This window comes from Flavobacterium sp. WG21 (assembly GCF_000335775.1).
Lineage (GTDB): Bacteria > Bacteroidota > Bacteroidia > Flavobacteriales > Flavobacteriaceae > Flavobacterium > Flavobacterium tructae.
On the sequence record NZ_AMYW01000001.1, the window covers coordinates 88,978 to 100,772 of the forward strand.

General features: G+C 36.7%; 10 protein-coding genes. 2 read left to right on the forward strand and 8 right to left on the reverse strand.

The genetic code is table 11. The features are described from left to right. Positions 1–127 precede the first annotated feature (127 nt). The gene (locus tag C245_RS0100410) at positions 128–322 is read right to left on the reverse strand and encodes a cold-shock protein (RefSeq protein ID WP_007137066.1); all 195 of its coding nucleotides are present in this window, start codon (positions 320–322) and stop codon (positions 128–130) included. 402 nt (positions 323–724) lie between these two features. Further along, complete coding sequence (gene aspS / locus C245_RS0100415) at positions 725–2,476, reverse strand: aspartate--tRNA ligase (RefSeq protein ID WP_017494610.1); 1,752 nt, start codon at positions 2,474–2,476, stop codon at positions 725–727. A 157-nt stretch (positions 2,477–2,633) separates the two neighbouring features. Between aspS and C245_RS0100420 the strand changes: the two genes are divergently transcribed. Then, positions 2,634–3,629, forward strand: coding sequence for a TlpA disulfide reductase family protein (locus tag C245_RS0100420; RefSeq protein WP_017494611.1), 996 nt, complete (start codon positions 2,634–2,636; stop codon positions 3,627–3,629). A gap of 210 nt (positions 3,630–3,839) precedes the next feature. Beyond that, complete coding sequence (locus C245_RS0100425; RefSeq protein ID WP_017494612.1) at positions 3,840–4,187, forward strand: toxin-antitoxin system YwqK family antitoxin; 348 nt, start codon at positions 3,840–3,842, stop codon at positions 4,185–4,187. Positions 4,188–4,399: 212 nt separating this feature from the next. Here the strand turns inward: C245_RS0100425 and C245_RS0100430 are convergent, their stop codons facing one another. The 6 genes from C245_RS0100430 to odhB form a co-directional block, all read right to left on the reverse strand. Beyond that, entirely contained in the window at positions 4,400–5,512 is a 1,113-nt protein-coding gene (locus C245_RS0100430; RefSeq protein WP_017494613.1) for a PepSY domain-containing protein, read from the reverse strand. A 56-nt stretch (positions 5,513–5,568) separates the two neighbouring features. After that, on the reverse strand, positions 5,569–7,128 hold the full coding sequence (locus C245_RS0100435; protein ID WP_017494614.1) for a PepSY domain-containing protein: 1,560 nt from the start codon (positions 7,126–7,128) through the stop codon (positions 5,569–5,571). Between the two features lie 3 nt (positions 7,129–7,131). Continuing rightward, a complete protein-coding gene (locus C245_RS0100440) occupies positions 7,132–7,434 on the reverse strand; it encodes a hypothetical protein (protein ID WP_017494615.1) in 303 nt (100 codons plus the stop codon). A gap of 18 nt (positions 7,435–7,452) precedes the next feature. Continuing rightward, positions 7,453–7,785 (reverse strand): hypothetical protein, encoded by a 333-nt coding sequence (locus C245_RS0100445; protein ID WP_017494616.1) that lies wholly within the window; start codon positions 7,783–7,785, stop codon positions 7,453–7,455. 58 nt (positions 7,786–7,843) lie between these two features. Then, positions 7,844–10,309 (reverse strand): TonB-dependent receptor, encoded by a 2,466-nt coding sequence (locus C245_RS0100450; protein WP_017494617.1) that lies wholly within the window; start codon positions 10,307–10,309, stop codon positions 7,844–7,846. 216 nt (positions 10,310–10,525) lie between these two features. Further along, positions 10,526–11,761 (reverse strand): 2-oxoglutarate dehydrogenase complex dihydrolipoyllysine-residue succinyltransferase, encoded by a 1,236-nt coding sequence (odhB, locus tag C245_RS0100455; RefSeq protein ID WP_017494618.1) that lies wholly within the window; start codon positions 11,759–11,761, stop codon positions 10,526–10,528. Positions 11,762–11,795: the final 34 nt, after the last annotated feature.

Sequence of the window (11,795 nt, forward strand, 5' to 3'; positions counted from 1 at the left end):
ATTGATTATAAATAAGATCCAAGGATTTTAGTATTTTTTTAAGATTTGAGCAAAAAAAAACGCCCCGATACTTCGGGACGTTTTGAAAACCATTCAGAGGCAAAAAAAATAAATTGCTATATTTTTCTTAGATTACTGCTACTTTAGCAGCAACTTTCCCTTTTCTTCCTTCTTCTTCTTCGTAGCTTACACGGTCTCCTTCGCGTAATTCTTCCGCGTTAATTCCTGAAGCGTGAACGAAGATGTCTTTTCCTGTTTCTTCGTCTGTAATGAATCCATAACCTTTAGACTCATTGAAAAATTTTACTGTACCTGTACGCATTGTAATTGTAATAATAATTTATAATAAAGCAAATGTAACATATAAATTCATACAAAAGACATATACCTGTTAAATTTTTGTAAAAATTATTGATTAACAGTCTTTTCGCTATTTATATTGCATCAAATTTGGTATGTGTATACTTTATTTGAGAATCATTAATTATTATAATTAAATGTTAAAAAAGTAGCTTATGTTTTACAAAAATTTCATATATTAAGCGGAGTTTGTTTTTTTAAGACTTGTTTTTGTGGGAAAAAGCCTGTATTTACTAGGGTTTCCTTTTGCGTTTTAAGATTTTATTAACACGAAAAAAGGGTAAAATGACGACAAAATGCATAAAAAAACGACAACTGAAACTTTTAGTTGTCGTTTTTTATTTTCTAAAAAAAAGAATAAAAATTATTTCAAATCCAATTTTATGGCAAGTTCTTTCAATTGAGCTTCATCGATTGCGGCAGGAGCATCGATCATCACATCGCGTCCCGAATTGTTTTTTGGGAATGCAATAAAGTCTCTGATGGTTTCCTGACCTCCTAAGATGGCTACTAAACGGTCTAATCCAAAAGCTAAACCTCCGTGTGGTGGTGCGCCAAACTGGAAGGCGTCCATTAAGAAACCAAACTGTGCTTTAGCTTCTTCTTCAGTAAAGCCTAAATATTTGAACATTAATTGCTGTGTTGCTTTATCGTGAATACGAATCGAACCTCCGCCAATTTCATTTCCGTTTAACACCATATCGTAAGCGTTTGCGCGAACTTTCCCTGGTTCAGTTTCCAGCAATTGCATGTCTTCCGGTTTTGGAGAGGTAAACGGGTGGTGCATTGCGTGGTAACGCCCTGATTCTTCGTCTAATTCCAATAAAGGGAAGTCAATTACCCATAATGGTGCAAATACTTCCGGATTACGCAAGCCTAAACGGGTTGCCAGTTCCATACGAAGTGCCGAAAGCTGTGCACGGGTTTTATTGGCAGGTCCTGAAAGAACAAAAATCATGTCTCCCGGTTTTGCTCCTGTAATTTTTGCCCATTGGCCTAAATCATCCTGATCGTAAAATTTATCTACAGAAGATTTGTAAGTTCCGTCGTCGTTGCATTTGGCATATACCATTCCTGATGCTCCAACCTGAGGACGTTTTACCCAATCAATTAAGGCATCGATTTCTTTACGGGTATAGTTTCCTGCTCCCGGAACGGCAATACCTACTACTAATTCTGCAGCGTTGAATACCGGAAATTCTTTGTGTTGTGCAAATTCGTTTAATTCACCAAATTCCATTCCGAAACGAATGTCCGGTTTGTCATTTCCATATGTTTTCATGGCATAGTCGTAGGTAATTCTTGGGAATTTGTCTACTTCAATGCCTTTGATTTCTTTTAATAAATGTCTGGTCAGACCTTCGAAAATGTTTAAAATGTCTTCCTGTTCCACAAATGCCATTTCGCAGTCAATTTGTGTAAACTCAGGCTGACGGTCCGCACGTAAATCTTCGTCACGGAAACATTTTACGATCTGAAAATATTTATCCATTCCACCCACCATCAATAATTGTTTGAAGGTTTGCGGTGATTGCGGCAAGGCATAAAATTGTCCTTCGTTCATACGGCTTGGTACAACGAAATCTCTGGCTCCTTCCGGAGTTGATTTGATAAGGTATGGAGTTTCTACTTCGCAGAAATCTAAGTCCGATAAATATTTACGAACTTCCATAGCTACTTTATGACGGAACAATAAACTGTTTTTTACAGGATTTCTTCTGATGTCTAAGTAACGGTATTTCATTCGGATATCTTCACCACCATCCGTTTCATCTTCGATTGTGAAAGGAGGTGTTAAAGCGGCATTCAGAATGGTTAGCTCCGATACTAAAATTTCGATTTCACCGGTTGGAATATTTTTGTTCTTGGCTTCACGCTCAATTACGGTTCCTTTTACCTGAATTACAAATTCTCTTCCCAATGTTTTGGCAAGTTCAAAAACCGCTTTATCTGTACGGCTTTCGTCAAAAATAAGTTGTGTAATTCCATAACGGTCACGTAAATCAACCCAATTCATAAATCCTTTATCGCGTGATTTTTGAACCCAACCCGCTAGTGTAACTTCCGTGTTAATATTTGAGGCGTTTAATTCGCCACAATTATGACTTCTATACATGATCAAAATTTTAGACTGCAAAAGTAAACACAAAATTCAAATTAATATAGTAAAGTGATCACTTGATGCTTAGAAATTTGAAATATTTTGTTAATTCTTAAATTTCGAGAAGCTAATTTCGTTAGATTTGGATTACAAAATCTAAACTCTAATTGATATGAACAAATTTTTAATAACCGGTTTGTTGATTTGCAGCACCTTGGGTGTGATCGGTCAGGCCAAGAGCCCAATTAAATTTACCGCTAAGATTACAAATAGAAATAGCGATACTTTAGTAATTAAAGGAAAAGATAATTTCAAACAGGTGATTCCAATTAATAAAATGGGAACTTTTGTGGCCTCTTTTAATGCTCCAAAGGGTTTTTATATGTTTTCAGATGGGACAGAAGGTTCTAATTTGTACTTAAAACCCAATTCGGATGTTAATCTGACAATGGACGCTAAGGAGTTTGATGAAACAATTGTGTATAAAGGTAAAGGGGTTGAGGAAAGTAATTTTTTGGCTCAGCAGGCTTTAAATGATGAGAAGTTTCAGAAGGAGGCTTTTGTTAAGGAAGCAACAGAATTTGCATCGCTATTGGAGGCAAAGTTGAAAACGGATCTGGCAAGTTTAGAGAAAGGTAATTTCGACGCTGAGTTTACGACGGCTTTGAAAAAGAAATTTGAAAGTTTTAACAGCTATGCTAAAGATGATTATGAGAGTGCTGCAAAAGCCAAAAAAATGACGGGAACTTTGTCTCCTGATTTTAATTATGAAAATCATAAAGGAGGAAAAACGAAGCTTTCTGATTTAAAAGGGAAGTATGTTTATATTGATCTTTGGGCTACCTGGTGTGCGCCATGCAGAGCTGAGATTCCGTATTTACAAAAACTGGAAGAAAAGTATCATGGAAAAAATATTGAGTTCGTGAGTGTATCTGTGGATAAAGCGAAGGATAATGAAAAATGGAAGAAGTTTGTGACGGATAAGAAGCTTGGAGGGATTCAATTGTTTGCGGATAAAGACTGGGAATCTGAGTTTGTAACGAGCTACGGTGTTACCGGAATTCCAAGATTTATTATTGTGGATCCAAGCGGTAAAGTAGTAAGTAGTGATGCGGAAAGACCTTCATCTCCAGAACTTCAGACGCAATTAGATGCCTTATTAAAGTAACTTATGTTTCAAATTACAAGTTTATAAAAGTTTTATATTTTTTTAGGAAATAGTAGTAAAACCAAGGCTTAAGCTTTGGTTTTTTTGTTTTTGAAAAATTTCCAATGTTAAGCTTTCATCTAATGTTACCAAATTGTTAAGTAAAAGTTTTTTTAATGTAAACAATTGATTATATTTGATAAAGATTTGATAACATTAATACCTAAAGATATGAAAAAGTGTGTAATTTTAGTTGCAATATTGTTCTCTGGAATTTTAGTTGCACAAGAGATAAAACCGGAATTGGAAGCTGTTGGAAATAGAGTAAAAGCTACGTATTACTATGAAAATGGTAGTGTTCAACAAGAGGGTTTCTTCAAAGACGGTAAGTTAGATGGTGTTTGGGTATCGTATGATACAAAAGGAAATAAGATGGCTGTTGGAGAATACACTGAAGGAGTAAAAACCGGAAAATGGATTTTCTTCAATGATAAAAATCTTTGCGAAGTGGCGTATGAAAACAGCAAAGTAACATCTGTTAAGAATTTACAGAAAAATGCTTTAGCCAATAGAAATTAATAAGATTTCGAATGATTTATAGAACCGTCTCGTTTTTAACGAGACGGTTTTTTTTATGTCTTTGTATTTCGGTATTTTAGTTTTCTCCCGCAGATTTAGCAGATATTTTTGTTTGGTATACTGCAAAACAATCTAAATAAATCTGCTAAATCTGCGGGAGTTAAAAAAAACTTGTGGATAAATAAGTCAATAAAATGGAGGAGAGTTCTTTTTTATGCGCTGCTTTTTTTAGATTTTTTATTTCTTCCGTACCAGATGATAAAACCGGTTAAAGGAAGTGCGGCTGCAATTAAGCTTACGATAAAGGCCATAATTTTGCCGGGCAGGTTTAAGATTTGTCCGGTATGGATGCCATAATTCATTTCGACAACCTGTAGGCCCAACGTTTTCTTTTGGAACGGTTCGCTTTGAATCAGTTTTCCGGTGTTCGGATGAAAATAATAGTTGCTTTGATGGTCGTATCGTAAAGCATGCGGATAAGCTCCTGTTTCGATGATATTGCCTTTTTGTTGTGGAAAGGTAACAAAATACATTTCGGCATCGGGTTGAAGTTTTGCGGTTGTTGTAAAAGCGCGATCGACGGCAGTAACGGAGTTGCTGTTGAATTTGGTCGTATCGATGACAGGTACTTTTATTTCCTGCGTTTTATCTCCCCCAAAATTGAATGCACTATAGATTCCGTCGCCCACCCATTCGTAGGTAAAAGTTAAACCGGTTATGGCTATAATTACGGCAATTATTGAAATGTAAAATCCGGAAGTATTGTGCCAGTCGTAATTGACACGTCTCCATTTAGCGGACCATTTTACAGTAAAGCTTCGTTTGAGATCGCTTTTTCGTTTGGGCCACCATTGAATGAGTCCTGAAATTACTAATAAAATAAAGATGATGGTCGCGCTTCCAATGATATGTTTTCCTATATAATCCGGTAGGAGTAAATACAAATGAATGCGCTCGACAATAATGAAAAAGTCGGTATCAGGATCTTCGGTTTTTAAGTATTTTCCCGTGTAGGGATTGAAGTAGAGGTATCGATTTTCGCTATCAGCATAGGTGTAAACAATTGCAGAACGATTTTTTCCGTAATACGAAACCATACTCGATTTGTAATTTGGAAGAATCTCTTTGGCTTTTTCCTTTAATACGGAGGGTAGAACAAAAGGTTTGTTCTGAGGTTCAACGATTCGCCATTCTTTGCGGGTGATGTCTTTTATTTCATCATGGAAACAAAAAATACAGCCCGTAATACTGATAATAAAAACAATAAGCCCGGAAATTAATCCGAGCCATTTGTGTAGAAATCGTATTTGTGTTTTGAATCCCATTTTATTGTAAAAACGCAAAATTATACGCAAAATCAATGGGGAGCAAGTAATTTTATTTATTTTTTAGAAACGGCTTCGTTTTTAGGTTTTAATGAATAGGCAACATAAAGGGTTATGGAGGCCAGGAATATCCAAAAAACATCCACAAAGAAGACCTGAATTCTGTTCTGCATGAAAGAGGTCCAAAACCAATTTCCGGAGACAATTCCGTTTGTAATTGGGATTAAAAAGCCTAATACACTTCCTGAAATTAAGCAGCATTTGTTGGTAAAAGCATCATTCTTTTTAAGGATGAAAAATACGGTAAGAATAAGCCATCCAATAAAGTAAACCATGTATAACTGATCCTGAGTAAGAGGGTGGAATATTTTGGCCGCAATAAAAGCAAAAGCTGTGATCGGGTACATGCTCAGGCATATGGCCAAATAAATACGAACGACTCCGGCATTAAAGCGTCTTTTCTTTTCGGGTAAGTTGTTTTTTTGTCTGGCGACTAACCAAATCATAACGCCCGAAATGATGACAAAACAGGTAATTATACCTAAAACGAAACTTACAATTTTGAGAGCGTAACCTCCGTAATCGCCAAAATGTATGCGGTATAGCACATTTTTTACGACATCTAAATAACTTGTTTGGGTAATCGGATTTTTTCGGGCAATTTCTTTTCCGTCCGCAATTCGATACACGATCTTCCCAATTCCGGTGAATTTTTTGTGGCTTAACATTTCACCTTCAACCAAAACGTGCATGTTGGCATCTCTGTAATTCTGAATGAAAACACGGGTAATTTCAAAATCTTTCCAGCTGCTTTTTGTTTTCGCAACAAGCTGATCGATATTAAATGGGGCTGCTAATTTTTTATTATCGAATTTGTACTCAGGATCTTTATATTCCAGTTCTTTGTATAATTTGTCCTGATCGCCTTTGTATAAAGCCATTACTGCCGGAGCCACAATTAAGAGTTTAATCATGAAAAAGGTTCCGGTTACGGCATATACAAATTGAAAAGGCAAACCAATCATTCCTAAGGCGGTATGTGCATCTGTCCATAAGGTTTTTAGTTTTTCTTTTGGACGGAAGATATAGAAGTTAGAGACGATTTTTTTCCAATGCAGTAAAAGCCCGGTTACGATGGCAAATAAAAAAAACAAAGCGGTGAAACCCGAAAGGTAATATCCAACCGGATAAGGAATTTGTGCCAGAAAATGCAAGCGGTATAAAAACTCTCCTAAAGAATAAGAATCTTCGTAAGTAAAGGTTTTGAAGGTTTTGGTATCAAGGTAGAAGAACGACCCTTCTTGTTGTTTTTTAGGGGCCAAAGTATCTTTTGTACCTTCCATATAAACAGCCACTCTTCGTTCCGTACTTGGTTTCGAAATGGTAATATTTCTTCCGTGTAAGACGTATTCTTTGTCTAGTTTTTGTAAAGCTGAAGTATAGTCGAGCTGGATTTCTTTGGTTAAAGCAGTAGATTCATTTCTTTCCCAATTGATAATTTCATCTCTGAAGAAAGAAAAGGACCCTGCGAAAAAAATCACAAAAAGTACTACGCTAATCACAATTCCGCTAACGGTATGGGTATGAAAATAGATGTTGTAATTACGATTGTTCATGGATTATTTTGCTATTGGATTGTAGGTTTGACCCAGGTATATTAAAAGAGAGAAAACTAAAGTAAGAAGAATATAGATTCCCCATATTTTCCATCCACTTTTGGCCAGAAAGGCAACGATCATCAGGGCTACCCAGAGGATGAATCCGCTAAAAGCCATAGTCATCAATATATCGGCACGGCTGAACCAGGCTGCTAAAGCCAAATGAAAGGTGACTGAAACAAAGTAGCCGCCTAATATGGCAGCTGTAATTTTGGCAAATCTTTGCCATTTGGATTGGGTTAAATATTTTGGATTGGCCGGCATATTTTAATTAGAAATGAATTAGTAGTAATAAAATTCCAGTAGAGCTGCAAGTATAAAAAAACCGAGAATAGTAAAGCGGCTTATTTTTTTTAGAGGAGCCAAAATGATGATCAAACTCCCAATGGTCATGAGCTGAATAAAGAACATTAGGGTGCCGCAGCACAAAGATTGTGTGAACAGCCAGAGCGCATAAGCCAGTAAAAGAAGCCCCAGGCCTAAAAACCTGGTTGATTTAGGATTGCTTTTCATCCATTTTTCAAAGCCTAAATCATACGATAATGTGGCTCTTTTCGAGGTGTAGTACAGTGTGTAAAAAGCTAAAAAAACAATAAGACTTGCAATTGTGATCATGATTGATGAAATTTAAAAAACACCTTTCCTGTAAAGAAAGGTGTTTTTTTGATTTTTATTAGAATTTATAAGCGAAACTTGCTGCTACACTTCTCATGTTTCTTGGATGAATCGTAGACCATCCATCATAAGTATCTGCATTTGCAATGTTATCCATTTTTAAGGTTAAAGTGAATTTCTCTGCAGCATAGAAAATAGAAGAGTTTAATACGGTATATTCAGGAATCGTAAATGCTCCGGTTGTTTTTCTGTTCATGATTTTGTTATCACCCACATAATTTCCTCCAAAACCTAATCCGAATCCTTGTAACGGTCCTTCCAAAAATTTGTAGCTGGCCCAAAGATTCGCTAAATTTCTTGCTCCTGCGCTTTCCGGTCTGAAGTTTACAAATTCAGGATCACCAGCTGTAAGCACTGCATCATTATAGCTGTATCCAAATACAATATTTAAACCGGCAACAGGGTTAGAAACGATTTCAGCTTCGAAACCTTTGTTTCTCTGACCTCCATTTTGGTAAGAAGTAGAGTTTGTAGCATCTGTTCTGATGCTGTAAACCTGATCGGTAACTTTGATATCATAGTAACTGAAAGTGGCGTAAAGTTTGTCTTTGAAAAGGTTCAGTTTGGTACCAACTTCAAATTGATTGGCATGTTCCGGGTTGTAAATTCTTGGAGTTCTTATGCCGGCATTTAGGTCTTCACCCGGGGCGACGTTTGAGAATCCATCCATATAATTGGCGAAAACAGAAACTTTATCCAAAATTGGCTGATACACTAATCCGAATTTAGGAGAAAAAGCAGTTTGATTGTATCCTCCGTTGTCTGCGTTCATAAAACGGTCTACACGTACACTTGCCATTGCAGACAATGCAGGTGTAAAGTTGATTACGTCCGAAACATAAACACTGTACACTTCCTGTTTTGTTTTGTTGTTGTTTGTCTTTGCCTTTGCCAAAAGATCGTCAGTTCCGGCTTTTGATAAATTTCCGTTATCACCGGTTGTAATGTATTTTGTAGGGTCGGTAATTTTGAAAACATTTTCATTTACGGTTTGTAAACTTGCGTTACCAATATAGATGCTTCCATTGGCAATATATCCCGTTCCGTTGTCTGTTGTAGCGTTGTTGAAGTAGTCGAAACCGGCAACAATTCGGTTTCTCAACTTACCAATTTTAAAGTCGCCAATAAAATTTTGTTGAATATCAGTGGTTAGTGTCGTAGAATTCTGGTAGTTTATAAAACGTCCTAACACAATACCTTCAGTGACTTTTGGATAACCTTTAGTTCCTTCGTATAAGTAAGAATAGTAGCCTTCTGATCTTGATGATCCTCTTGAAATAACAGTTTGAGAAGTCCATTCGTTAGTAAACTTGTAAATCATCTGTCCTTGCAGATTGTAAGAAGGCGTTTCTATAGCAAGCTGGTTGCTGGTATAAGAACGTTTGTTATCATAGCCTAGTTCTTTCATATTGTGAACTCTTAAAGCAGTACCTCTGTCTAAAAACAACATGGTTGGATTGGTCGCTTTATTGTTCATGAATTCAGTATTAACAAAGAACGAAAGTTTATCGTTTACTTCGTAAGACAGAGAAGGGGCAAAAAAGAATGATTTTTTAAATCCTGCATCCTGAAAACTATTTTCATTGTGATAAGCAGAATTAATGCGCAGGTTTACTTTGTGCTCGTCGTCTAATGGGGTGTTGACGTCGGCAGTAACTCTGTTTAATCCGTAACTAGCTGTAGTGTAGTTTATTTCTCCTCCGAAATGATCGTAAGGTCTTTTGGTTGTAATATTGATTAATCCTCCGTAGGAAATAAGGCTGCTTCCAAACAAGGTTCCTGATGGACCTTTGATGACTTCTATTCTGTCGATATTTGCAGGATCAAGGCTTCCGTTTGTTAATCCTGGTAATCCGTTAATCATAGTAGGCTGAACAGCAAAACCTCTTAGAGAAAAGTAGCCTGCACCATCATTTCCACGTCCTGTAGAAGCCCAAAGTGTGGTTAATCCCGGTGCGTTTTTAAGAGCGTCGTCGATATTGGTTACGACTTGTTCTTTTAGCAATTCGCCTGTAATAGTAGAATAAACTTGTGGGTTTTCAAGATTTTTAAGAGGTAATCTTGATACTTGTTGGTTTTCTTTGCGGGCTAATGGATTCTTTTTTCCGTGACCGTTGATTACAATTTCGTCCAGTTGTTCAGAATTGGAACTGATTGTGAAATCTTCAATTATTTCGTCTCCGCCATTAAGAGAAATACTTTTTTCTTTTGAAGAATGCCCAACCGCAGAAACTTTAATCACATAGTTTCCCGGTTTGATGTTTTTAATTTCGTAAAAACCTCTGCTGTCCGTATTGGTTCCTATTTTGGTCCCTTTTAAGATAATGGTCACATTATCTGCGGCCTGATTGTTAGTAAGGCTAATTTGTCCTTTTATGCTTGCTCTTTGCTGTGCCCACATGGTTGGAGTTGCAAGCAGTACAAAGAGAAAAGCCAAAAATGTGGTGGTGTATTTGGTTTTCATTATTATTTAGAATTGATTTTAATAGTGCAAATTTAAGTGCAGAATACAAATCAAACAAACTATTCTTATTTATTCTAAATAAAACAATTTTTAAAGGGTAAAATTTTTTATTGTTTAATTTTTTAACATCTTAAGTCGATTTTAAGTTAATATTAAGAAAAAAAACCTGCTTCAGTTAAGAAGCAGGTTTTGTATGATTGTTGAAAAGTATTACAATTACAATTCTAAAGCGCGTTTAGCATCTCCATTCATCAATAACTCTAATGGATTTTCTAAAGCTTCTTTTACAGCTACTAAGAAACCAACTGACTCACGTCCGTCGATGATTCTGTGATCGTAAGAAAGAGCTACGTACATCATTGGGTGAATTTCCACTTTACCGTTTACAGCAATTGGACGCTCGATGATGTTGTGCATTCCTAAGATTCCTGACTGAGGAGGGTTGATGATTGGAGTACTCAACATACTTCCGAAAACTCCACCATTAGTAATAGTGAAAGTTCCTCCTGTCATGTCGTCAACGGTAATTTGACCGTCACGTGCTCTAAGTGCTAATCTTTTGATTTCAGCCTCGATTCCACGGAAAGTTAATAATTCAGCGTTACGAACTACTGGTACCATTAATCCTTTTGGTCCTGAAACTGCGATTGAGATGTCGGCAAAATCATAAGCAATTTTGTAGTCACCATCCATCATAGAGTTAACATCAGGGTATAATTCTAAAGCTCTTGTAACTGCTTTTGTAAAGAATGACATGAATCCTAAACCTAAACCACCATGTTTTGCTTTGAAAGCATCTTTGTATTCGTTACGAATTTGGTTGATTGGTGTCATGTTTACTTCGTTGAAAGTAGTAAGCATAGCCGTTTCGTTTTTAGCCGAAACTAATCTCTCTGCTACTTTACGACGCAACATAGATAATTTTGTACGCTCAGTTCCACGGCTTCCTCCTGTTGGAGTTCCCATTGAAGGTACTGCGTTTACAGCGTCATCTTTAGTGATTCTTCCACCTTTACCAGTTCCTGAAACTGAAGCCGGAGCAATGTTTTTCTCGTCTAATATTTTTCTTGCTGCCGGAGATGGAGTTCCTGCTGCATAACTTGTTGCTGCCGGAGCCTGAACCGGAGCAGCTTTTGGTGCCTCAGCTTTTACTTCCGCTTTTGGTGCTTCTGCCTTTGGAGCTTCAGCAGCCGGAGCAGATCCTGATGGTTTAGCTGCGTCAGTATCGATTAAACAAACTACAGCACCTACTGCTACTGTATCACCTTCTTCTGCTTTAAGCGTAATAACTCCGCTCATTTCAGCAGGAAGTTCAAGAGTAGCTTTGTCTGAATCAACTTCAGCAATAGCCTGATCTTTTTCTACATAATCGCCGTCTTTTACTAACCAAGTTGCGATTTCAACTTCTTTTATAGATTCCCCTGGTGAAGGGACTTTCATTTCTAAAATCATCTTATTTCTTTGTTTAAAGTTTATTTTGTTTAAA